The organism is Aestuariibacter sp. A3R04 (assembly GCF_018860805.1).
Taxonomy (GTDB): Bacteria; Pseudomonadota; Gammaproteobacteria; order Enterobacterales; family Alteromonadaceae; genus Alteromonas.
In genome coordinates this window covers 305234-329975 of sequence record NZ_JAHKQR010000002.1, presented here as the reverse complement: position 1 = coordinate 329975, position 24742 = coordinate 305234, and the positions used below count along the sequence as shown (strand labels likewise).

The window sequence follows — 24742 nt, the reverse complement described above, 5'->3', positions numbered from 1 at the left end:
ATTGATTGAGAAAAGCCCGCGATGTGTATCGCGGGCTTTTTTTGTCACTCAGGTTTGTTCTTTGCAGACCTGGACACCTGGGCTTTCAGGGCTTTGAGTTCATCCATGACATCTTGCAGTGTGGGCTCGTTATTTTCTGCGGCAGCCTCTTTTCTGGCGGCGGCGTTTTCCTGTTCCATAACGCCCACAACGATGCCAATCACCATGTTGAGAAACGCAAACGCGGTAAAGAAGATGAACGTAAGATAGTAGAACCAGCTAAAGGGGTACACTGCCATGGTTTCGTACATCACGTCAGTCCAGTCTTCGAAGGTCATGACCCGGAATAACGTCAGCATGGAAATGGTGATATCTCCCCAAAGGTCGCTGTTAATACCTTCGAATAGGGTACTGCCAATAGCCGCATAAATATAAAAGATGATGAACATCAGTAGCATCACATAACCCAGTTGGGGGAGCGCTTTTACCAGTGATACCAGCAATATGCGCAGCTCTGGGATAATAGATATCATCCTGAGTACCCGAAATACTCTTACCAGGCGTCCAATGACAGCCAGGTCGGTGCTTTCAGCGGGAATGAGGCTAATGACCACAATCAAGGTGTCGAACCAGTTCCAGAAGCTTTTGAAAAAGTGTGTTTTTTGTTTTTCCCCTAAGAAGCGAATGGTGATTTCGGTGAGAAAAAACGCACTGATAAACCAATCCAGAATCAGGGTGACAGAAGCAAATCCCCTAGGCATATCGTATGTCTTGGCCCCGACAAGCAGAGCAGAAATAACAATAACTGAAATAACAAATATTTCAAAAGTCTTATTGGAGCGAATGCGTTCGAAGCGCGTTTGAAGTTCAGAAGCTTTCATGGTTTGCGTGTATATGCTACTTAAGTATAAATTTTAAGAACTAAATCTGGTGTAATTGCGTTTTAAAACTCTCTAAAATGCAAAAAATGTATTGCATGATTAAGGGCACGTATAATGGATGACGATTTAGTTCGCTTGCAAGGAAAATTACTTGAGACAAGCGAAAAACTGGAAAATTTTATTCCCACCAGCGATCACGCTGCCCTGTTAGAAGGGGATTTACGTGAATTGCTTGTGATCCTCAACGCCTTGCAATCTCGTCTTTCTGAAGCTGGTGTATTAGCTTAGATAAAAAAGCCGCACGTTTAATTAACAGTGCGGCTTTTATTGATCATACCTAGGGCTCTAGCTGTCCATTTCTGCGGGGCGCAACCCTTTGTTTATCACTTCTAGGTCTTGGGCTGTCAGATTACCAGCAGCTTGTTTCAAATTCACCACAGCCTGAATAAAGTCGTAACGGGCACTGGCTAAGTTTCTGCGGGCATCAAACAAATTCTGGGTGCTGTTCAACACATCAACAATAGTACGTGTGCCTACATCGAAACCGGCTTCTGTCGCTTCCAACGCACTTTGTGCAGATACCACTGCTTGTTCCAGAGCGCGGATCGTAGACATGGAAGCTTTAACGTCGTTAAACGAACTCCGTACCGATTGCACTGTTTGGCGATAAGTCAGCTCTAAATCCTGGCTCGCAGAAATATAGTTGTGCTTGGCCTGTTCAGTTTGCCCGGTTACGCGCAGGCCCTGAAAGATGGGTACGGTCAGTGTAATTCCCGCGCTGTAGTTATCGAGAAACGGTGTTGTATTGTCGATGACCGTATCGCCAGCTGTAGTGGTACTTTTAGTTTTTGATCTGCCAGCAGAGCCGACTAAATCAAGGGTGGGATAATGGCCAGCACGTGCTGCTTGAATATCTTCTTTAGCAATATCCATCGCAAGACGATTCACCAGAAGTGCCAGGTTCTTTTCTTCTGCAGTTTCAAGCCAAGCTTCAGGTGTCGCTGGTTGCGGCATGGTGGCAGAGAAATTCTCAGTATTGAGAACGTATAGTCTGTCGTGATATTTCCCCGAAATTACCCGCAGTGCTTCAAGTGCCAACTCTACAGCATTTTCGGCCTGAATTTCCTGTGCGACTGTGCTGTCGAAGTTGGCTTGCGCTTCATGGACATCAGTAATTGCGGTCAAACCCACTTCAAAACGCTGTTTGGTTTGTTCCAACTGACGTTCAATGGCACTTTTTTGCGCTTTGACAAACTCAAGGCTGTCTTTTGCTCTTAATACATCAAAATACGCAGTTGTAACACGAACAATAAGTTCTTGCATCGCAGCGGCAAGGTTGGCATCACTTTGTTCAGCGACTTTTTCAGCTCTGTCAAGACCTACCCAGTTAGCGTGGTCGTACAATGACATGGACAAATCAAGACCATAGCTGGAGGTATCTCTGTCGGAGTCAATAGTGACAATACCCTCGCCTAAAAACTGTGCGTTTTCTGACGAAGATGTAGAGTAACCGATCGAACCGGAAATTTGTGGCAGCAGAGATGCGCGGCTGATTTTTATGCCGGAAAATGCTGCGTCTTTTTGTGCTTTCGCACGGTTGACCACGGGGTCGTTGGCAAGGGCTTGCTGATAAACCTGCAGTAGATCATCCGCAAATGCTGACGTTGTTGCGCCGACGGTGACACCCAATCCAACCATCAATGATAAGAGTGTTCGTTTCATTAAATGTGCCTTCCTGTAATATTTGACGGTCCACTGGACTCATAAGCCATGAAGTGTATGAAACCTAATCGCAAACCGATAGTCTGTTGTGGTAACAGGGCATGTTTAACTGTAACAGAATATGTTGCAAAGTCGGTTTACACTTTGATTGCTGTTATTATTTTTTGCCCGAATAATCAGATGGTGGCTATTGAGCCAGTTTCAAGTTGATGATTATAATAGGCGCTTTACATGCGTGAGTGAATGTAAATGAACAAAAAAAACGAGACGTTTACCTCAAAAGACATCGAAATTGAGGCCGTTTCTCCTCTGTACGACGGTTTTTTTAAAATGGTGCGGTACGACTTTCGTCATCGTCTTTTTGCCGGAGGATGGAGTGATGTTGTAAAGAGGGAAATCTTTGAACGTGGCCATGCGGTCGCGGTATTGCCCTATGATCCGGAACGAGAAGAGTTCGTTCTTATCGAACAGGTACGCATTGGCGCCATGGCTACCAGTGAAAGCCCCTGGCTTATTGAAGTGATTGCCGGGGTGATCGATGAAGGTGAAACGGAAAAAGATGTGTGTATACGGGAGGCAGAAGAAGAAGCCGGTATCCATCTCGATAAGGTGACAAAAGCGCTGAGCTATCTGGCCAGTCCGGGAGGTACTACGGAGCGTATTCACATTTTTATGGCGCAAACAGACGCCTCAAAAGCCAGTGGTATTCACGGGCTCGATTACGAGGCTGAAGACATAAAAGTGCACAGGGTGAAAGAAAAAGACGCGCTTGCATGGCTAGGAAGTGGCCGTATTGATAATGCTGCTGCAATAATTGCGCTACAATGGTTTTTTATGCACAAAGAAAAACTGTTAACCCAGTGGAGTGAGTCTTGAGTCAAACAACAGGAAAATACGTACCACACCTGCCCAGTATGCAAGCACTCTGTGAGTTAAACTACAGCCGTTTTCTGCGCATGCTGCCAGATTGTGATACCAGGTCGTTGACTTACCGCTTTTCTGTTGCCGGGCAATTTACTTACTGCGTTACCATTGATGAAGCAGCCCGGTATACCACCACACTCACTGTGGAACAGGTTAACATTGGCGCGCCGGCGTATTTGAAGCCTTCCATGTCAGTTCGCTTGTATCACGATGCCAGAATGGCCGAAGTTATCACCAGCCAGAATACAGGTGCGTTTAAGCCTTCCTATGACTATCCCAACAACAAAATGCGCCAGCGCAATGAGAAGTTGATGATAAATATCTTCCTTGCTGAGTGGTTGCAGTTTTGTCTCAAAAATAAACCTACTGTATCGGCACCGGTATAATGCACTTGGTACAACTGTCAGATTGTCATTTGCTGGCAGATAAACAGGCGAGTTTATATCAGGTTAACCCCTACCGTTCTTTGGTTAGGGTACTTAAACATGTTGCAAAGCAAAACGCTGACGCCGTATTAGTCACCGGAGACATCAGTGGTGATGACTCTCAGGCCAGTTATCATCACTTCGTTCAAGCTATGGCGGAGTTCTTGCCCGGGGTACCCTGGCGAGCGATTGCTGGAAACCACGATAACAACAGTCACTTTTCATCATGTTTGCGCGATATCGAACTTCGAGCGACCACGCCTTGGTCGCTGCAGCCTTGGTTTATCCATGGTTTGGATACCCGTTTCGAGGGGGCGAAAGGACAGATCCGCGTCGCTGAGTTGGACGCCATACAGAGCAGTATTCGCTGCGCACCAAGACAAACGCATCATATACTGGTGTTGCACCATCATTTGGTAGCAACCCAAAGTTGGATGGACAAGCACGCACTAATCAACGTTGAAAAATTATATGACTGGCTCGAAGAAAATCCAAAAATACAGCTGATATTACATGGTCATATTCATGCGGAACGCATTTTTAGCGCTTGCCACACAATGGTGCTAAGTGCGCCGTCAACGTGTTGGCAGTGGCAGTTAAGTCCGGATTTCGCCGTAGATCCGCAGCCTCCTGGTTATCGGGAAATTTATTTATCACAGAACGGCGAATGGTCGTCAAACACAAGGAGAGTACCCTGAATGCATGTGTTGTACCTGCACGGTTTTTTAAGTTCACCTCAGTCTGTGAAAGCACAGCAAACAAAAGCCTGGTGTGTTGGACACCGCCCGGAAATCCAGTTACACATTCCACAGTTGTCGAATTTTCCGGCACAAGTAGGTCCGCAGCTAGAGGCATACCTTGCAGAAAACCCTGCGTTGACAGAGCAAGGTATAAGAGCCATTGGCAGCTCGATGGGCGGGTTTCTTTCTACATGGTTGGTGGAGCGATTTGGTGGCAAAGCCGTGTTAATAAACCCAGCGGTAAAGCCCTATGAGTTGTTGGTGAATTATATCGGCGAACACATCAATCCGTACACGCAAGAGTTGTTTTCTATTGTGCCTGAAGATATGGAAGTGCTACGCGCCATGGATACGCCTGCTATTAAGTCGCCAAAACAATATAAAGTGCTGTTGCAAACGGGGGATGAAACTCTCGATTATCGGCAAGCGGAAGGAAAATACAGCGGTGGCGATGTCACTATTGAAGAGGGGGGAAATCACAGCTTTGTCAATTTTGATGCCCACCTGCCAAGGATATTTCAGTTTCTCGATTAGTGTGACTTTTTCACCCTTCGAGCTACATTTGTGTGGCCTCACATAACAATTTCCGTGTTTCTACTGTCTCTTTTATTGTGTTAATGAAATTAACGTAATCTAAACATTGTGTTTGTATTGCAATAAACATAATATGTTTATTGTTGTAATATGTTTGCTTTAATGGAAAGGTGATGACGTGAGATTTCGTTCCCCCGATATGAATGTGGCGTTTTTTGCATTGGTGGCCGCGTTCGGTGGTTTTGTGTTTGGGCTTGATGCAGCCAATATTTCTGGTGCACTGCGATTCGTAAGCGCCGAGTTTGCACTGGATGCTATTCAGCAGGGTACGTTGGTAGGCTGTGCGTTGCTGGGAGTTATCGTTGCGCTGTTTTTTACCGGTACCTTGTGCGAGAGATTTGGCAGAGCCAAAGTTCTGTTGGCCATAGGCATTACATATTCGCTCTCATCTTTGTTATCAGCATTGGCAGTGAGTTACGAAATGTTACTGGTGGGGCGATTTATTGGCGGCGTTGCGTTCGCTTCCATTACGGTTTCTGCCATGTATATCGGTGAAATCTCACCTGCAGACAAGCGCGGAAAGTTTGTGTCCATCAATCAATTCATGATTGGTCTGGGTTTGTTGGCGGCTTTTGTTATCAATTACTTCCTTGTAAAAGCCATGGCCACCCAGCCGTGGTTGGATGCCAACAATATCTGGCGAATTATGCTGGGGGCGGAACTCATTGCCAATGTGGTCTGGATTGCCCTGCTGTGTTGTATTCCCGAATCACCTCGTTGGCTTATTAAAAAAGGTCGACAGGAGAAAGCGAGCGCAATTTTTGCCCGCATTGCCGAGCCCGAGCGAGTCCCCGGGTTAATTGAACAGGTTAACGCATCAATCACGCAGGAAGCACCGCTTAACACAGCCAGTCAACTTCGCCGTTTGTTTAGTCGGGATCTGCGATTTGTTGTCATGCTGGCGGTAGCTTATGCCGTTGTACAAGGGGCTACCGGAATGAATGCAGTACTGTTTTTTGCGCCAATGGTATTTGAGCAGGTGGGAATGAGTGTTGAAGACACCTTTATGCAGACCATTACGACGGGCGCGGTGGGATTGGTTGCCACACTAATTGCTATCGGTTTCGTGGAAAAGTTGGGGAGACGAACATTGACTGTTGCTGGTCTGGTGTTGGTTGTTGTGGCTCACGGTTCCACGTCGTGGGGATTCAAGCAAGCCACCTATGTATTTAACGACCAGGCGATGACTGCGCTAATCACCCATTTTGAAGCGAACAACTTGCCCGTGAAAGCACTGGAAAGCCTAACAGATAAAACCTTTAGCTCTGATGTTGCATTGAAAAGAGAGCTTATAGCCCTGTTCGATAAAAATACCTTGCCCATGGTAAGTGGCGTAATCATTGAAAAAACTATCATTGGTGTGAACGCGCCCCTTGTACTGTTTGGGATTTTCGCTTTCTTAGCAGCGTTCAATTTGTCTATTGGTCCCATTATGTGGGTAATTTTTTCTGAAATTTTTCCCAATAACGTGCGCAGTGTGGCATTGCCTTTTGCTGCACTGGTGCAAACAATCTCATCCTGGTCTATTCAGCAATTTTTCCCTTGGCAGCTCGACAACATGGGGGTGGCAAACATATTTCTACTCTATGCCGCTATTGGTGCGGTAGGATTAGTCGTCATGTTTGCCTTTTTGCCGGAAACAAAAGGTAAAACCATTGAAGAACTTGAGCTCGAACTCGTCGGGCCAACATCTTTACCAGCAGGAGATAAATCTTGAGTAATTGCATTGCTTATTTTGTGGTGGATTGGGGAACGAGCAACTTTCGGCTTTTCGGGCTGAATGCAGCTTGTGAACTGATAGATTCCATTGAAGCCCCTATTGGCCTGTTGCAGGTTAAAGACAAACAATTTGCGCAAGCGCTTGAGCCGCAACTAGCGAAAATGACCCCTCGCTATGCAGCTATTCCCGTTGTTATGGCCGGCATGGTCGGGTCCGCTAACGGATGGCATCAAGTGCCTTATGTGAGTGCGCCGGCTTCTGCAACAGCACTACTACAAGGCGCGTTTCGGTTTTCGCTGCCGTGGGGCGCCAATGGCGTGATATTACCCGGTGTAAGTTGTGAGACGAAGCCGGGTAGTTATGACGTTATGCGTGGGGAAGAAATTCAGGTTATGGGGGCGCTCGCACACATTGAGAACCGCGAACAACATATTGTGCTGCCCGGTACACACAGCAAGCACGTAGTGATGATGGGGAATGTTATTACTTCATTCAGCACGTTTTTCACTGGTGAGCTGTTTGCGTTGCTGAGTAAAGGTTCTTCGCTTATCCCTGACGGTGTTACCACTGGTGAGTTTAGTGAAGACGCGTTTTTAAAGGGGGTCGAACGCGCGCAAAACGGGATGCTGTTAAACGATCTCTTTTCCGTTAGACCCTTGCTGCTATTTCGTACGTTGACGGCCGCTGAAACGGCCGATTATCTCTCCGGCGTCATCATTGGTGCTGAGCTGCGTTGTGTGTCCGGCAGTGCTATCACCCTGGTTGGTGGCGATATGCTGTGTCAGCGTTATTTGTTGGCAGCGCGCCATATAAGTATCGACGCATCGCATTTGTCGGGCAACCGCTGTTTTATCGACGGAATATCATCAATATTAAAGGAGCTCAGTTTTGATTAATAACACGGATTCAAAGGACAATCTCGCAGATGATGTGGTGCCGCTTATCGCTATATTACGTGGGGTCACACCTGACACTATCATTGGTGTTGCTGAAGTGCTGGTGGCCGCTGGGTTTGGCAAAATTGAAGTGCCGCTGAACAGTCCAAAGGCCTTGGAGAGTATTCGCTCGCTGGTGTCGCATTTTGGTACTAAAACGCTGTCTTTGGGAGCCGGGACGGTGACGCGAAGGGAATTAGCTGAAGAGGTGCTGGCAACCGGCGCGAATCTGGTGGTCACGCCAAATTGCAATACCGAAGTTATCAAGATGGCTGTGGATGCAAATTGTGAAACCTATCCAGGTGTGGTTACTCCCACCGAAGCATTTAATGCCATTCACGCGGGGGCTACGTCATTGAAGCTCTTTCCTGTTTCTATGGTGGGTTGCGAAGGTATAAAAGCTATCCGCAGTGTGATTCCTCCACACATTAAGTTGTTTCCGGTAGGGGGCATCGACGCTAAAACGGCTTCTATGGCTCCTTATATTAAAGTTGGAGCAGCAGGGTTTGGCCTTGGATCTGCACTGTACAAACCGGATATGACACTGGCACAAATTCGCGTAATTGCTGAGGCTTTCGTTCGTGAGTATCGTCAATGTGTTGATCAACTGCAGGAGTAAAGGGCGGTTGAGGATTAGCGAATACGCCGACAAGTGAAATTCGTCAATTATGACCACACCTTGGGTTTCCTCTTACCCGGAACCAGGGCTGTTTGACGGCGTTTCAGTGCCAGCTTTGAATCGTGTTATGCTGTTTCCTCAATCGCACTTTTTATGATTAAGAAAATTAGATTAAGCCCCAGTCAAGTGTTATGATTTACTTAATCATATGTTTAATGTAATCGGATACATTTCAAATGAATGAATTAGTATATTACGATTTGAAGCGGGCCAAAAAGATGACGCCAAGTCTCTCTGTGCAAGTTGCCAGAGAACTGGGGCGGCGAATTGTTGCAGGTTCCTTTGAGCCAGGCACGCTGCTTGAAGAAGAAAACGCACTGGCTGAACGCTATCAGGTAAGCCGTGTGGTTATTCGCGATGCGGTTAAAATTCTCGTCGGGAAGGGGTTACTGGATGTGCGTCGCGGGATTGGCACCAAAGTGCGGCCGCGCAGTGAGTGGATTCTTCTCGATGATGATGTGCTGGCTTGGCACATTACTGCACCACCTAATAGAAACTTTATCAGTCAGCTCATGGATGTGAGGTTGGCTTTTGAACCGAAAGCGGCAAGGTGGGCAGCAGAAAGAGCAGACGCAGAAGCACTGAAGTCCATTGAAGAAGCTGTGATTAGAATGGAAGAAGAATCCGGCTCGCTGGAGAAATTCATTGTCGCCGATGCCTTGTTTCATCAAGCGGTGTTGCGTGCGGCCCACAATGAGTTTCTCTCATCAATGGAAGGTATGATTTACTCGGCGCTGCTGGTTAGTGTACGGATTACAAATCAGGATCCGCGACACAATAGCGATTCGGTTAAGTTTCACCGGGATGTTTACGAAATGATAGCCAGAGGTGACGGCGAAGGTGCCGAAGCGCTTACCGAAAAGTTACTAAAAGATGCTATTCGTCGGTTGAAAGCCGCATTTGGTAACGACTTCAGAGATGAGTAACTTTCTCACTTTGTAAGTCTTCTGCCCGCGCGCTGCCGGTATGATTGCCAGCGGCGCATTGTTTCCTCACCTTCCCAACGTTTGCATCACTACCTACAAGTTCAGGCCAACCCGCCTTTGACGCTATATTCTGCGCACTTTTATGTAAATTCTGAATTAACAATTGTTATCACTACTTTACATTTAAACATAGTATGTTTAAATACATGTTATAAATAAAATGTCGGTAAGCTGATGCCACAAACAATACGTCAGCATAGTGAAATGTTTGATCAAAACTGTGGGCTTGTCTCTTGAGCAAATACAGAAATGCTTTGACACGATGCCCTGTTGAACAGATTAGATAGATTTTTTCCAACAATGTCAGAAATAAAGGTGTAAAAATGCCGTTTTTCAACCCATTCCCCCGAAGCGTTTTTGCCGCACTCGGTACATTGCTAATGATTAGCACGAGTAACCCGGGGTTCGCCTCAGAGGACGCCAGCACACACCACAAGAAGCCTGCTAATGTCCTTGTACTCATGTTTGACGACATGCGCTTCGATACCTTTTCTTATCGCGGTGGGCCTGTTAACACACCTAATATTGATGCTCTGGCGGCGCAATCGATCCGGTTTGATAACGCTATGTCGACTACCGGACTGTGCTCACCTTCCAGAGCGGCATTTTATACCGGCAAATGGGGTCATAAAACCGGGCTCGACGACAACGTAGAGCTTTATCATACGCGTTTGGCAGAACTTGACCTCAGTGAAGGCGGACTTATTCGAAAAGCGTCGCAGGCTGGTTATTTGGTCGGGCACGTGGGGAAATGGCATCTAGGCGCGAGAGGCACTGAGTTGCGCGGTGCGGAAATTGACCTTGCACACGGTCATGAAGCGAGAGAGCGTTTCTCCCGCGTTTACGTGCCACGCAGTAAAGTGATTAAAGTAGATGGCTATTACGAAGGCGAACTCGACGCTAATAGTGAAAAGCATGAGTATTACATGACGATGCCAGGCACTTATGAAGATACTGAGGCATATAAAAAAGTGGTGGCTGGTAAGCAAATGATTGCGCAGATGGCCAGAGACGAACGTCCGTTTTTTGGTATTGTGAGCTTCAATCAACCCCATCCGGCGTATCGCGTCCCGGAACCCTATGCCAGCATGTACGACCCTAAAGCGCTCACGTTGCCAAGTAATCACTTGGCAAAGCGCATAAACAAACCAATGGCACAGGATGGCATTTGGTGGCCCTGGCATGACGTTGGCCATATGTCTGACATGGACTGGCGCAAGGCGCGGGCACATTATTACGGTGCCATCGCGATGGTTGATCGCATTATTGGGGAGTTGCTGGATGAAGCAAAAGCTGCTGGGGTATACGACGATCTTCACATTGTATTGCTCGGCGACCAAGGTTCCATGCTGGGTGAGCACACGCTGTATGACAAAGGGCCTTATGCCTACGATGAGTTAATGCGTATGCCGCTGCTGATCCGCGATCCGGATTTGGCTCCTCGTATCGTTAACCGACAAGTATCATTAATAGATGTGACGCCAACGCTAACGGACATCATGCAACTTGAAACAGAGGATGACTTTGACGGTCACTCGCTTATCCCCTTGATGGAAAAGGGCGATGCAGCTGAAGCGGGCAAACCGGATACTGCATTGTATGCCTATGAATGGTACAACGGGGCCTGGTTTGGTATACGCGCCATTCGCACACCAGGGTTTAAATTTGTTTGGAACCCGGGTGAAGATATTGATGAATTGTATGATCTCAAAAAAGACCCGGGCGAAGTCATAAATCAGATCAACAACGGGGATTATAGAGAATCGCGGGCAGAAATGGTGAAACTGCTAATGTCTGAATTGGCCCGTACGGACGATCCCGCGTTAAAGAAACTTCAATTCCACGCAAAAGCTTATCTTGAGGAAAACAATAATGAAAAATCACGCCATTAAGATATTGGTAGCGCTGAGTTTTTTTTCAGTGGCACCTGTATTCGCGTCACAGGGGGAGCGACCTAATATTCTGATGATTGTCACCGATGATCACGGATATGCAGATGTGGGTTATCACGGCCTGGATGACGACGTAAAAACGCCAGCACTCGATGCCCTTGCAAATGAAGGGGTGATATTTACCTCCGGTTATGTAGCACACCCGTTTTGCGGGCCGAGTCGGACGGCGCTGTTGACAGGGCGATATCCGCACAAAATTGGCGCGCAGTTCAACCTGCCCGTCGACGGCTCCACTGTGGGGATAGATACCAGTGAAACCTTTATAAGTAAAGCGCTTCAACAGGCAGGATATCACACCGGCGCCATAGGAAAATGGCATCTCGGTGAAGAATCTCCCTATCAGCCGAACAATCGCGGCTTCGACGAGTTTTTTGGTTTCTTAGGTGGCGGGCACAAATATTTTCCTGAGCAGTATCGCCCTCAGTATGAGCGTGCCAAAGCGATGGGAATAACCCGTTTCAATGATTACATTACGCCACTAGTACGCAATGATAAGGAAGTACAGGAAAAGGAATATCTTACCGATGCCTTTACCCGTGAAGCGGTTGATTTTATCGACAGAGCAGGGAACGAAGAGGCTCAGCCTTTTTTCCTTTACCTGGCTTACAATGCGCCGCATGTGCCGTTAGAGGCAAAGGAAGAAGATCTGGCATTGTTTTCTCATATAAAAGATAAAAAACGCCGTACTTATCTAGCCATGGTTTATGCCGTAGACAGAGGCGTAAAACGCATTGTACAAACACTGAAAGACAGCGGGCAATTCGACAACACCCTGATTGTATTTGTCAGTGACAACGGCGGGAAACTAAAGTGGGGCGCGAAGAATGCACCGTTGCGGGAAGGGAAAGGGAGTGCTCGTGAAGGTGGTCATCGGGTGCCGATGTTTTTCCACTGGCCGAAAGGGCTAAAAGAGGCCAGGCACTATGACGCACCCGTATCCACATTGGATTTTTATCCGACGTTTCTGGCATTAGCTGATGCCAAGACGCCAGCGGGGAAACTGTTAGACGGTAAGAATGTTTTTCCGCACATACTGGATAACACCAGCGCGAGACCTGGTGAAAGCCTTTTTGTGTTGCGTCACCGAAGAGGATTTCACGATGTGTCCGTGCGCCGGGATCAGTGGAAAGCGGTGAGAACCACCACAACAGACGGCTGGAAACTGTACAACGTTGCACAAGACAGGGCGGAAACAAAAGATTTAAGTGATCAATATCCTCATATTCTTGCTGATATGGTGAAAGATGCCGGTCACTGGGCGTGGTCAAACCAACCGCCCAAATGGTTCCACATACACAAAGAAGGCGACGAGTGGCGGGACGCAAATATGCCGCGCTTCGGGGAAGCCTTCCAACTGCAGTAGTCGCAACAATTTTTGTGTACTGCTTATCCTGGGGAGTTAAGCCTCCCCATTTCCACACATACCCAGATTGATTAAGTAATCATCAAAAAATGTTAAAAGTCTGTAAATATATTTGAAATATAAACATCATATGTTTATATTTGTATTATTGCGGTGGCGAAAAGCAGTTTTGGCGCCGCCCTATCGCAAGAGTAGATAAAATGAAAATTGAATGTATCAAAACCTATCACCTGAGATGTCATTTAGAGCAGCCTTTTGGTTTTTCTCAGTGGTACTACAATCAGCGCAATGTACTGATAGTTCAGGTGATCGCTGATAACGGCGAGTCTGGTTGGGGGGAGTGTTACGGCCCCGCGGATGTGATACAAGCCGCGGTGGAGAAATTTTACGCCCCCCGCCTGATAAACGGGGCTTGTATGTCGACAGATGCCTTGTGGCATACCATGTGGCGAGCATCCCTTGATTTTGCCCGAGGCGGTGTGATGACTGCTGCCATGTCTGGCATCGATATGGCCCTGTGGGATTTACGCGGCAAAGCACTTGGGCAGAGTGTTAGCCAACTGATGGGTGGCAGACTCCGTGAGCAGGTTCCTTGTTACGCAACAGGAATGTACTTTCTCGATTTACCTGAAGACCAATTGCTCACACACCTTGTTGACGAAGCCAAAGGCTATGTGGACGAAGGGTTTAGAGCCATGAAAATTAAAGTTGGTAAAAACCCTGAGTTTGATATTGCGTTGATCCGTGCTATGCGCAAGGCCTTCCCTCAAATGATACTTGCCGCAGACTCGAATCACGCCTATGACCTCTGCGAAGCCACCAAAGTAGCTCAGGTGCTAGACGATTGTGACTATGCCTGGTTTGAAGAACCGTTGTCTCCTGAACACAGTGCGCAGTTTCGTCAACTGAGTGACAAATGTATTACGCCCATTGCGACGGGGGAATGTGAGCAAACCCGTTTTGGCTTTCAGCGTTTGCTAAAAGAGGGGGGCGTAGACATTGTCCAGGCAGATTTGGGTTATTGCGGGGGGCCTAGTGAAGCACTGAAGATAAGAACTTTGGCGTCTTCTATGGGCTTAAACATGATCCCTCATGTTTGGGGAACACAGTTTAATCTGGCTAGTGCCTGTCATTTCCTGGCTACCGCTTATCACGAACCAGGTCGCAGAGAAGAAAAACCTCTGTTTTTGGAATATGACCGCACGGAAAACCCGCTGCGGGACGTTATCTTTACTAAACAAGTAGACGTGAGCAATGGCATTGCTACGGTGCCAACTGACCCTGGTCTGGGTGTAGAAATTAATGAAAATGCAATGCGTTCTTATGTATTTGCTGAAACGGAGACAAAATGAAACACGAATTCCACATGTTAATAGGTGGTGAGTTATTGGGCGCTGAAAATACGTTCCCGGTACTCAATCCAGATACGGCAGATGTCATTACACATGTTCCTGATATATCGGAAGCCCAGGTTAACAAAGCGCTGGCAGAAGCGGAAAAGGGGTTTGCAGTGTGGTCTGAGACCCCGTTATCGGCCCGCGAATCCCTGATCCTCGCATATGCCGATTTGCTTGAAGCCAATGCTGAAGACATCATTGCATTGCTTATTGAAGAAACCGGAAAGCCAAGGGACAACGCTGAATACGATTTCGGTATGCTTATTACTTGTCTGCGTTACTTCATTGAAGAAGCCAAGCGTGTTGAGCAACCTGTCATTAATGACCCTGATGATCGATTCCATCACTTTATTCAGCGCCAGTCGCTAGGCGTTGTCGTGGGATATCTTGCATGGAACTTTCCGTTGCTGAACCTGGGATACAAGCTTGGCCCGTCGCTGGCGTCTGGATGCAGTTGCATTATTAAGCCGTCACAAGTTACCCCGCTGGCGACACTCAAATGCGCTGAACTCGCGCATCAGATTGGCTTTCCTGCGGGGGTGATTAATATCATCACGTCCAATAACTACGACAATACGAATCCATTGTTAACCAGTGATATAACGTCATTGTTTACTATGATCGGCTCCACACGGGCGGGCGTGAATGCGATGAAAACTGCATGCACCAGTGTGAAGCATTTCTCTGTAGAGTTAGGTGGAAACGCACCGGTTGTGGTGTATGACGATGCCAACCTTGAAAAAGCCGTGACAGATATCGTGGATCTCAAGTTCAGCAACTCTGGCCAGGTTTGCGTATCGCCCAACCGCTGTTTTGTTCATGAATCACTGGTTGAAAAATTTACCGCACTGGCTGTGGAACGCGCGAGAGGACTGACGCTGGGAACTGGTGATGCCGGTGCGCGTCTCATGGGACCTTTGAGCAGTGAAAAAGAGCGGAGCCGGATTGTTGCACTTATTGCAGAAGCTAAAGAAGCGGGCGCAAAAGTGGAGTTAGGTGGCGAAATCCCCGAAGAGAAAGCCGGTTTTTATCTTAAACCTACCATTTTGTCCGGTGTGAGCGAATCCATGTCGGTGGCGCAAACAGAAGTGTTTGGTCCCGTGTTATCCATTATTCCATTCTCCGATTGCGACGATGTGATTGCTAAAGCTAACAATACTGAATTTGGTCTGGCTGCCTATGTGTATACCAGCAGTTTGACTAAAGCGTTTAAGGCCGCCAAGGGTATTAGAGCGGGAAGTGTGTGCGTAAACGAGGCGCATTATTCCGTACAGTTACCCCATGGTGGACTTAAGCAAAGCGGCGTAGGTAAAGATTGTTCGAAGTACAGCTTGCAGGAGTTTTATACCAACAAGCGGGTGTCTGTACTCATTGATTAATTCCTGAAAAACGCGTTCTACGGAAGAAGCTTACATTGCTTGGGTAAGACGAAATACAAAGCTGATTTTTCGTTCGTGTACAAGAACGCACTATAAGTGTTTTGCGCTACCTGGCCGGCGCAAAACACCCATAAAAAAAGTGGAGAAACCACATGAAACGAAAGTTCAAACTGACTGCAATCTCTTTCAGTGTGATGATGTCACTGGGTCCCCAGTTGCACGCACAGGAAGTGAAAGATGAAGAAAAAGATAAAACCGACATCGAGGTTCAGCAGCAAAATAATAATGTTGCTATTGAACAGGATGACGAAATAGAAATCATTGAAGTTCAGGGCTTTAAAAGCAGCTTGCAGAAGTCAATTAACGCCAAGCGCTTCTCTGATGGTGTAACGGATTCTATTCACGCAGAAGACGTGGGTAAATCAACAGACCAAAACATTGCGGATGCGTTATCCCGAGTTACCGGTGTAACCGTTCAGGAAGAAGCGGGGGAAGGTACGCGTGTGTCTATCCGCGGCGCAGGCCCTTCTCTGAACCAGATATCCATGAACGGCGTAGCATTAACAGGCGGCTTGAGTACCGACGGTTCAAGTGCAACGGCGACCAACGACAATTCCGTTGATTTGAGTACCTTCTCGTCTGATATCTTGTCGTCTATAGACGTGCTAAAAACGGCCGCTGCCGATCAGGATGAAGGTTCTTTAGGGGGGACGGTTGTACTAAACACTGTAAAACCTCTGCGATTGAATAAACCTCGCCGCTCTTTTACTGCAGAAGGGCGATATAATGAGTTTTCCAGCGAAAACGATTATCGATTAAACGCCAGCTACGCGGATAAGTTTCTCGATGATACTTTTGGTTTCGTTATTACGGCTACCAAGGACAAGCAGAAAACCCGGGAAGACCGCATCAATACGAATTGGCTAGCAGCTATTCCTATTGATGACTTTGGTGATACTGGCGGCCGTATCGCCTATGACAATGCAACGGGCAACCCTATCCGTGTCTTAGGCTATCAGCGCGATGCCGAAGGGCAGGTGATGGTGGGCGACGATGGCAATCCTCTGTTGAACCCCATTGAGTCACTGCTCGATTACGACCCGTCGTCTCAAACGCTTCACGAGGGTGACCTGTTTGTACTGGCTCGCAACTTTGTCGACTTTACGTTAAGCACGTCTGAGCGTGATCGCTTCTCCCTGTCCACGGGGCTTCAGTATGCGCCGACTTCAAACTTAGATATTCAGCTCGATCTTACCCATACCACTCAGGAAGTCTTGAGTGATTACCACCAGCTACGACTGAACATGGCGCCATTGGCGGCGCTAAATCACCCGGCTGATTACTTAGGGGTAGATTTAACGACCAACACGCTTCAAACCTCCAGAACAAAATCCACCGCCGGTAATTTTGTGCGCGCTAATGGTCTGCGGGAAATTGAGACTGACGTGGCAACCCTCAAACTGGATTATGTACTGACAGATAACCTGAGCATGGATATGACATTAGGCTATTCTAAAACGTCTGATGAAACTCCAGATGATGACGAGGATGATCGCTTCATCAGTATGTCCACTAATACGTGGGGAACGGCGGGGCGCGAGGTAGTCATGGGGATGCCAGATGAAATATGGGAGCCCGTAGGTTACGACTGCGCGAACGGTAATCCTTCGCAGTGTTCCTACAGCACAGGTATTACTCCAGGGGTTTTCGATGCGCTGGATGGTTCTGCCACTTATGTTACCAGTCGCTTTAACCCCTTCGATATGCAGCACAACCACCTGGGTAGTCTGGTGTTCAGAAAGAACAGACTGGAAGATGAAAACAAGTCTGTTTTTGTGAACTTTGAATATTTGTTCGATAGCGACTACGTCAGGTCGGTGCAGTTTGGCGGTAAGTGGGCTAACCGCTCAAAACAAGTGTCTATACAAAACCGCATTACCACTAATGGTGAAGATCTGATTGCCTTAGACGATCCAAACGCCGATTTTGAAGTGCGTGGTATGGCGTCAATTAGACTGGCTGATATGCTCTCTGGCGATGCGTTTCCGTATGATAATTTCGGCGAGGATATTCAACAAGATCGTTCAGCGGCTTTTTTTGGAGGCTGGCCATTACTCGATGCTGAAAAAGCATTGGAGTTGCTGGCGGGAAAAGATGCCAGTGAAGTTGGGCTTCGCGAAGATATCAGCGGTACGCGAGACATTGAAACAGATACTATTGCCGCGTATTTCAAAGTGAATTTTGAAGGTTTTGGCGGCAGGTTAAACGGTAACCTAGGTCTGCGATATGTGAGAGACGAAACCACGGCAACCGGTGTCGGTGGGATAAACTTTATCCGTGCTCCTCAGGTTGTTGACCCGTATAACCTTCTTGTGGAACGCGGTTTGGCGAATATGAACCTCGATGCCTGTCCGGACGCCATTATGGGGGTTGCGCCCAGTGGTGTGGGCGACGTGCGTTATACACCTCAAAATGAGGCCGAACTGTCGAACTGCTGGGCGTGGCAAATCACCCATGCGTACAACCGACAGCTCGATAATACCATTCCGTGGGATAACGTGAACAACGCGTTTCTCATTCCTGGTGCTGATGGGCAAGTCGGGCCTGATGTAAACCGCTTAGTGTTTACTGATGAAAACGGCAATATTACGCAGAACAACCCGCTGCCCGCATTGATTTATGATCAAGATGGCAACCTCGTGCAAACCAATGCAGGTCTGTGGGCGCGATTTGGCATTGTGGGTCACATTTGGCCATTCCTCGATCGCACTACCACGTTTACCGGCCCACAAGGTTCGGGCAATGAGGTGCAAAACCGCACAGCGTTCGTGACTAACGATGGGGAAAACGATGTATTTCTGCCCAGCCTGAATATTAATTACGCCATCAATGAAGAAATGATAGGGCGTTTCGCTGTGAGCAGAACGATGACGCGTCCGCGTTTTGATTCGCTTAATCCTCGTACGCAGATCACAGAGTCGCAGTGGGGAATTTCATTTGGCTCGGCAGGTAATACGCAGCTTAAACCGCTAACCTCTACCAATATTGATGTATCGTACGAATGGTACTTCAATCAGTCTGGCTTATTGTCCGTGGCTTTATTCTATAAAGATATGCAGGATTTTGAAGAGCAGGTGGTCATTCCTTATCACTACCGGGATGTTCGTACTGAATACGATTTGCAAAGTGCTGACTTACTATTGCCTTTCGATGAAAACAGAACGCCGGGAGATGCCGATGACTGTATGCCGCGTCGCTATACCGCAGGCTTCTTTGACCAGTGGAATATAGAGTGTGATGTGGTGAATGTGAATACGGTCATAAATAGTAAAGGGGCAGATATCAGAGGGCTGGAAGTGGGCTATACACAAAACTATGACTTCTTGCCAGGCTTGCTTTCCGGATTAGGTGCGAGTGTAAATTTCACCTATCAGGATTCAGAGAGAGACGTGGAAGAAATTGGTACCACTGGCTTGCAGTTTAAGCCATTGCCTCAACCGTATACGCCAAAGTATTCCTCCAATACTACTTTGTTTTGGGAAAAAGACGGTATCAGCCTGCGCTTAGCGCATCGGTTTAACGATGTACAGCTGGTTAGTCAGGGGGCACAAGGCGGAGCTACGTGGCAAGACGCCACTCACCGTTTGGACTTTAGCTCAAACTTCAAATTAACCGAGAACCTGACCTTAACGTTCCAGGCACTGAACCTTACCGATGATTTGCGTCGCGTGTTCTTTGCCAGTTCGAATACCACCGATTTATCGAATCCAAACGATCAAACGGTTGTGCTTGACGAAGGAAACGTCATTGAAGACGACAGCATTACCACAGCTAGAACGGTGTCAGCATTTAGAACCGGTCGCCAGTTCCGTCTGGGTATTCGCGGCACTTTCTAACGTTTATTGGTTTTCAGGCGACAGCCCGGTAAATGCTGTCGCCACAAAAAATTTGGAGAAGTAAGATGAAATACAACTTACTGGTAAATACATTGTCTTTGGCTTCAGTGTGTGTGTTATTAACCGCGTGTGGTGGAGGCAGTGACGATGGGTATGATCCCAACTTTAATTCTTCCGACAAACTCATTATCGCTAATGATCCTGTAGCGGCAACCTTTGATGAGGAAAGCGGTGTACAGCGCGTCGATTTGCTCTCTGGCGTTACTATTGGGGGAGAGGCAGCAGTAAGCTACGACGGCGTGATTAACATCGGTCAAATGGAGATTGTCGCGCAGAATAATTTCGTTACCCCACAAGCCCCCTCAAATACCGTTGCGAACCAAACCATTTCGCCTTTTCGGCTATCAGACGACGGACGAGCCCTACTGGTCGATACAGATGCGTTTTCCAATAGCTTGCGGCAGTGTGATAGCACAGACAATATTGGCGCAGAGGACGCTGATGGAAATGTTATCGGGGATGGGAACAGAGACTTTCCTCAATCTGCAACCTTTCTTGTTAGCTATGCGATTGACCATGGTTACGACTATGCACCAGGCGTAGACGCACCAGGACGTACCATTTCTATAACTGTGAATGCCAAGGACGATCCGGTAGCTGAAGTTGTGGCGTCTGACATTGAAATACCAGCTGGTGGACAAGCTCAGGTTGTTGCTTCAACGATGCCCGCTTTTGCCTGTGATAATTCATTGGTTTACACGGTGGCAGATCCGTCTATAGCGACAATCAACGAAGACGGTGTGATTTCTGCGCTCTCCACCGGGCAAACGACGTTTACTGCGGCCAGTGTTGATAATCCCGAAGCGAAAGCTACCGCTATGATCACGGTTACAGCTGCATTTAGTTTGGTTGTGAGTAACGATGACAAAGACAATTTGGGTGCATCATTGGGAACTAAAGCGGTTCCGGCTTGTGTTGCCGCAGGGGTTCGTGTTGAACCAGTGGTGGTAAATCATACGTTAAATGGTAGTTATACCTATGACTGGACGTCTTCCAACGATGTCGATATGCCGTTTATTCGCAGTGAAGCGGATGGATTTGGTGCCACTGGTGTGTTTCAGATGCCATCCGAGGTGGGGGCATTGACCACGGTACAGGTATCGTTGGCGAGCGGCGATACCGGCGCTACCCCATTGACCGATGTGGCGGGCAAGCGTATTGACCTTACTACCGTAGCGAATGCAATGTGCTCGCCAGGTGAATCGGCTCATGCGGCAGGTTTTAATACCGATTTTAACCTTGATGGTGCGGGGGCTCCCTACAAAGGCAATGCCACTGCAGTCGCTACTGGTACCAGTGTATCTGGTTCAGGTAGCGCCGTTGAAGTAACAGCGGGTACTGTATTGACGGAAGAAGGCGTTCCGTATTCCCGGGTTGCCCAAGAGGTATGGAATAAGCAACGCAACTGGTACAGTGCAACCTATGGACAGGGGTTAGCGTCGGTTGGCAAAACCTATCAGTACGCGGTGTGGGTAAAACTCAATTCAGTGCCAGCGGAGCCCGTTACACTAACGCATACCATAGTGCCATGGGTCTACGAAGGGATCCCCGACGGTGCTGCTGGCTACAGCGGGCGGATTACTCCTGGGGGCGGAACGACATTTTCAGCTGAACTCGACGCCTCTACGGACTGGCAGTATATTGAATTTGTTAACGATGAAACCGGTGAACGGGCGTGGTCGGTTCCTGATACGTGGAACCAGGTTACCGATGTTTTTACACTGTGGGAAATCTATGGCTTACCCGCAGGAGAAAGCCTGCTTATTGACGATTACAGTGTGGTGCCTGTTGGCGAGTAAATTACTGGAAAAATTTGTCTCAAAGGGCTCATAGGATGAGCCCTTTTTTTGTACCTGACTTTTCACAGTAAACGGGCAAGCGGAGGCAGGTATTTAACGTAAGTCAAGCGTTTCGCATCTACCGCCTGAAGCGCATAAAATAGTGTAGCGACGTCGTGTCGCCCTGTTTTTGCGCCAGACTCGAACCTAACTGAATCAGTGAGGGATCGGCTTGTTTTGTCACTACCCGCTTAAGTATTGCAATGGCTTCTTTGGTTTTTCCTATGCTGTCCAAACCAAGTGCGTATATGTACCAGTTTCTGGGGTTGGCTGGCGCCAGGCGACTTGCTTGTTTGAAATGCTGTACGGCGCTGACTTTCTCCTGGTTGCGCACCAAATACATGCCCATGCTGTAATGTAAAATATCACTGTTGGGAATAGCATCAAGTGCTCGTTTCAGTAGCGCCTCTTCTTTTTCTGTTTCTCCCCGTGCGCGATAAAGCTCCGCCAGGTTTACATAATTTGCTTCGAAGTATGGATCGACGGAAATACCCGTTTGCAGGCGCTGTTCGGCGGTGGTTACATCACCATTAGCAAACGCCGCCAGGCTCTGGTTCAGATTACCTTCGCCACGCCAGCTGTTCGCATCGTTTGCTGCAAACAGTTCGCTTAATGCCCGGTGATAGTCAGCCGTTTTCAGGCCACTACCGACAAGTTGATTGACCGCAGCAACGCGTACCGCACGATATGGATCAGACAATAACGGCGTGAGTGATTTTGGTCTTTCCGAGTCTGGCAATAGCACTGCGGCCTGCGCAGCGGCTAGGCGAATGAGTGGTGCATCATGAACGAGGAAGTTTGCTAACTCACGATTGTTCAATGCGCTCACGGTACGTGGCAGCATGGCAAGCAGTGTCGCGCGCTTGATAATGGGCAGCGATGTATCACTGGCTAGTTTCAGCATTGCGTTTTTGTCTGTCACACGTCCGTGCATAATGGCGACGTATTGTGACTCTGATGTGGTAAAGCTAGTGCTGTCTTTAAACCACGTAGTAATATGGGTTTGCGACCAGTCATTAGATTGTTCTTCATGGCAATTTAGACAGGCATTAGGTGCGCCCGTTGAGGCTGATACTGCGGGATTAGGTATGCTAAAGCTGTGATCTCGGCGGGCATCTACACTCATGTATGTGGTTTGCGGCATGTGACAACTCACGCACTCGCTACCAGTGCTGTCGAGTGGATGGTGTGTGTGTGTCTCCTGTTGGTAGGCTTCAGCAGAATGACACTGCAAGCAAAGGCCATTACCTTCCACTTTTATTTTCATAGTATGTGGGTTGTGACAATCTACACAATTTACGCCCGCTTCGAACATTTTGCTTTGCTGGAAAGAGCCATACACATACACCTCTTCTTTTATGTGGCCATTGGCGTGGTATAGCGGTGGCGTAAGCAAAGACGGCGTAAATTGATCCAGATACGGCTTTGAAGGGTCAATGCCGTCTGTTAATGGTGAGCGCAGAGAGTGACAGCCGTAACAGGTATCCATAAACTTATTGTTTCTGGGTTCACCTTCCCAATGGGCTATTTTATCTTTGGGACTAAGCAACCATTGACCCAACGCTTTTTGTTCTTTTAACGACAATGCAATCTGCCCGCTGTGGTTTTCAGCGGAAGGGTTGTCTGCGTGCGCGGTCATATCGCCGTGGCAGGATGCACATGAGACGTTAATGTCGTCATAGGTTGTGTTGAATGTTTCTTTGTCGATATCGAATTGTCGTTTGAGGCCTGATGAGTGACAGTCTGCACACATGCCGTTCCAATTTTGCATGGGTTGCAACCAGTGGAGTCGATCATTACTGGCAATATCTTCTTCGGGATAGTTGGGAAACCAGCGTTGCCCTCCTTCTTTGGCAGGGCGACTGTCCCATGAAAAGGGGAATACCTGATATTTGCCGTCTTTTGTGGCAATGAGGTATTGCTGCAACGGGTAGTGACCGAAGGTGTAACTGACCTCGTATTCCGTCGTTTTATTACCTTCGGTAAATGATATGAGAAACTTATTACCTTTCTTAAAAAATGTGGCTTGCTGGGAAAAGTGAGAGGCATGCGCTTGGTTAAAGTCTCCCACTACGGTATCGTCAGAAGGGAGTAACATGGCTTTTCCGTGGTCAGACACAGCCCAATCAGCCACTTCCTGACGATGACAGTTTACGCATTTATCCGATTCGGCAGCAAAGGCAAAATCAGTCGCAAAGTAAATTAAAAACAAAAAGATAGATAAGCGTAACAACAATTTCATTCCTTTATTCCAGCCCGATAACAATTTATCACATCAGACTTCTTCATAATACCTTAGCTCTGATCGGATGTAATTATAGCCTTCGCGTATCAGGGCAAAATCAACCTCACTAGCAAATAGGTTATAAGATTTCTGCACGACTATTGAGTAAGTTTGAAAAGGCCCTTGCGCCTGGCGCGAGTGGCCTTTTTTCTAATGTGAGTTCATATAAGTTGCGATGAAGAGCAGTTCGCATGTCTATCCTGATCAAACGTTTTAGTTCATAAAGTTCCTGACACACGACATCGGGTAAAAAAGCCACGCCCAGTCCCGACGCCACAGCCCGAGCAATAGCTTCATTGCTACCAATGCAAATCTCTTCCTTTATTTTCCAGTTGTTTTTCACAATCAGTGATGTAGCCACGTCTCTGGTGCCCGAGCCTGCTTCTCGTAACAGCCAGGTACATTGATTGGGGTCAAACGTTTGTCCTGGCGCTGTCCACAAACTCATGGCGTCTTTCTTCCACGGCGAAGCCTTGATACTGGGTTGGTTGGGTTGCCCTTCCACCAACGCAATATCGATGGCTGCGTCCAGTAACTTTTGCTCTATGTGAGCGGTATTTCCGACGATTACGTCTATGCTGATGCCGGCATGTTGTTTTTTAAATTCGGCTATGTAAGGAGCTAACCAATATCCCGCTACGGTAGTACTGGCCCCTATTGTCAAAGAACCCGCGGTAATATCAACGAGCGCCTGCATTTCAGTGATCGCCGATTTTTCAATAGCAAAAATACTTCTGGCGTGAGCAAATAGAGATTCACCGGCGGCGGTTAGGCGCAGCGTTCGGCTTCTGGCTGAGCGTTCGATTAAGCATAGACCAATTTGCTGTTCTAATTCCTTGATGCCTTTGGAAACTCCCGGTTGACTGATACACAGTGTAGTTGCTGCACGGGTGAAACTGCCCTCCATAGCAACAGAATAAAAAATGCGAAGTGCGCTGATATTTAAATTCATAAGTAATAGTTATCTAATCATGATTTAATAATATTT

19 protein-coding genes are annotated in these 24742 nt (G+C 47.6%); 15 read left to right on the top strand and 4 right to left on the bottom strand.

What is annotated here, in order from left to right; translation table 11 throughout:
* Positions 1–44 precede the first annotated feature (44 nt).
* A complete protein-coding gene (locus tag KO518_RS04695; protein ID WP_216024673.1) occupies positions 45–860 on the bottom strand; it encodes an ion transporter in 816 nt (271 codons plus the stop codon).
* Positions 861–974: 114 nt separating this feature from the next.
* On the opposite strand from KO518_RS04695, the gene KO518_RS04690 reads away from it, so the two are divergent.
* Entirely contained in the window at positions 975–1148 is a 174-nt protein-coding gene (locus tag KO518_RS04690) for a hypothetical protein (RefSeq protein WP_216024672.1), read from the top strand.
* Positions 1149–1205: 57 nt separating this feature from the next.
* Here the strand turns inward: KO518_RS04690 and tolC are convergent, their stop codons facing one another.
* Positions 1206–2582, bottom strand: coding sequence for an outer membrane channel protein TolC (tolC, locus tag KO518_RS04685; RefSeq protein WP_216024671.1), 1377 nt, complete (start codon positions 2580–2582; stop codon positions 1206–1208).
* Positions 2583–2831: 249 nt separating this feature from the next.
* Here tolC and nudF point away from each other — a divergent pair, with 249 nt between their 5' ends.
* The 14 genes from nudF to KO518_RS04615 all read left to right on the top strand — a co-directional run bounded on the left by nudF (position 2832) and on the right by KO518_RS04615 (position 21431).
* Positions 2832–3458, top strand: a complete 627-nt coding sequence (gene nudF, locus KO518_RS04680) for an ADP-ribose diphosphatase (protein WP_216024670.1) — start codon at positions 2832–2834, stop codon at positions 3456–3458.
* Positions 3459–3496: 38 nt separating this feature from the next.
* A complete protein-coding gene (locus KO518_RS04675) occupies positions 3497–3892 on the top strand; it encodes a DUF1249 domain-containing protein (RefSeq protein ID WP_216024735.1) in 396 nt (131 codons plus the stop codon).
* Entirely contained in the window at positions 3892–4629 is a 738-nt protein-coding gene (locus KO518_RS04670; protein WP_216024669.1) for a metallophosphoesterase, read from the top strand. The genes KO518_RS04675 and KO518_RS04670 overlap by 1 nt, the downstream gene beginning before the upstream one ends.
* Complete coding sequence (locus tag KO518_RS04665; protein ID WP_216024668.1) at positions 4630–5205, top strand: YqiA/YcfP family alpha/beta fold hydrolase; 576 nt, start codon at positions 4630–4632, stop codon at positions 5203–5205. It begins immediately after the preceding gene.
* A 178-nt stretch (positions 5206–5383) separates the two neighbouring features.
* The gene (locus KO518_RS04660; protein WP_371742241.1) at positions 5384–6982 is read left to right on the top strand and encodes an MFS transporter; all 1599 of its coding nucleotides are present in this window, start codon (positions 5384–5386) and stop codon (positions 6980–6982) included.
* Positions 6979–7881, top strand: coding sequence for a 2-dehydro-3-deoxygalactonokinase (locus KO518_RS04655; RefSeq protein ID WP_216024667.1), 903 nt, complete (start codon positions 6979–6981; stop codon positions 7879–7881). The genes KO518_RS04660 and KO518_RS04655 overlap by 4 nt, the downstream gene beginning before the upstream one ends.
* Positions 7874–8539 (top strand): 2-dehydro-3-deoxy-6-phosphogalactonate aldolase, encoded by a 666-nt coding sequence (locus KO518_RS04650; protein WP_252735899.1) that lies wholly within the window; start codon positions 7874–7876, stop codon positions 8537–8539. The genes KO518_RS04655 and KO518_RS04650 overlap by 8 nt, the downstream gene beginning before the upstream one ends.
* A gap of 236 nt (positions 8540–8775) precedes the next feature.
* Positions 8776–9525 (top strand): FadR/GntR family transcriptional regulator, encoded by a 750-nt coding sequence (locus KO518_RS04645; protein ID WP_216024666.1) that lies wholly within the window; start codon positions 8776–8778, stop codon positions 9523–9525.
* Between the two features lie 383 nt (positions 9526–9908).
* The gene (locus KO518_RS04640) at positions 9909–11477 is read left to right on the top strand and encodes a sulfatase-like hydrolase/transferase (protein ID WP_252735897.1); all 1569 of its coding nucleotides are present in this window, start codon (positions 9909–9911) and stop codon (positions 11475–11477) included.
* Positions 11458–12900, top strand: coding sequence for a sulfatase (locus KO518_RS04635; RefSeq protein WP_216024665.1), 1443 nt, complete (start codon positions 11458–11460; stop codon positions 12898–12900). Before KO518_RS04640 ends, KO518_RS04635 begins: the two co-directional genes overlap by 20 nt.
* A 200-nt stretch (positions 12901–13100) precedes the next feature.
* Positions 13101–14252 (top strand): mandelate racemase/muconate lactonizing enzyme family protein, encoded by a 1152-nt coding sequence (locus KO518_RS04630; RefSeq protein ID WP_216024664.1) that lies wholly within the window; start codon positions 13101–13103, stop codon positions 14250–14252.
* Positions 14249–15676 (top strand): aldehyde dehydrogenase, encoded by a 1428-nt coding sequence (locus tag KO518_RS04625; protein WP_216024663.1) that lies wholly within the window; start codon positions 14249–14251, stop codon positions 15674–15676. Before KO518_RS04630 ends, KO518_RS04625 begins: the two co-directional genes overlap by 4 nt.
* A 152-nt stretch (positions 15677–15828) precedes the next feature.
* A complete protein-coding gene (locus KO518_RS04620) occupies positions 15829–19572 on the top strand; it encodes a TonB-dependent receptor domain-containing protein (RefSeq protein WP_216024662.1) in 3744 nt (1247 codons plus the stop codon).
* Between the two features lie 65 nt (positions 19573–19637).
* The gene (locus KO518_RS04615) at positions 19638–21431 is read left to right on the top strand and encodes an Ig-like domain-containing protein (RefSeq protein WP_216024661.1); all 1794 of its coding nucleotides are present in this window, start codon (positions 19638–19640) and stop codon (positions 21429–21431) included.
* A gap of 118 nt (positions 21432–21549) precedes the next feature.
* Here KO518_RS04615 and KO518_RS04610 read toward each other — a convergent pair whose 3' ends face one another.
* Both KO518_RS04610 and KO518_RS04605 read right to left on the bottom strand, forming a co-directional pair.
* Complete coding sequence (locus KO518_RS04610; protein WP_216024660.1) at positions 21550–23712, bottom strand: multiheme c-type cytochrome; 2163 nt, start codon at positions 23710–23712, stop codon at positions 21550–21552.
* Between the two features lie 121 nt (positions 23713–23833).
* Complete coding sequence (locus KO518_RS04605; protein WP_216024659.1) at positions 23834–24706, bottom strand: LysR family transcriptional regulator; 873 nt, start codon at positions 24704–24706, stop codon at positions 23834–23836.
* Positions 24707–24742 lie beyond the last annotated feature (36 nt).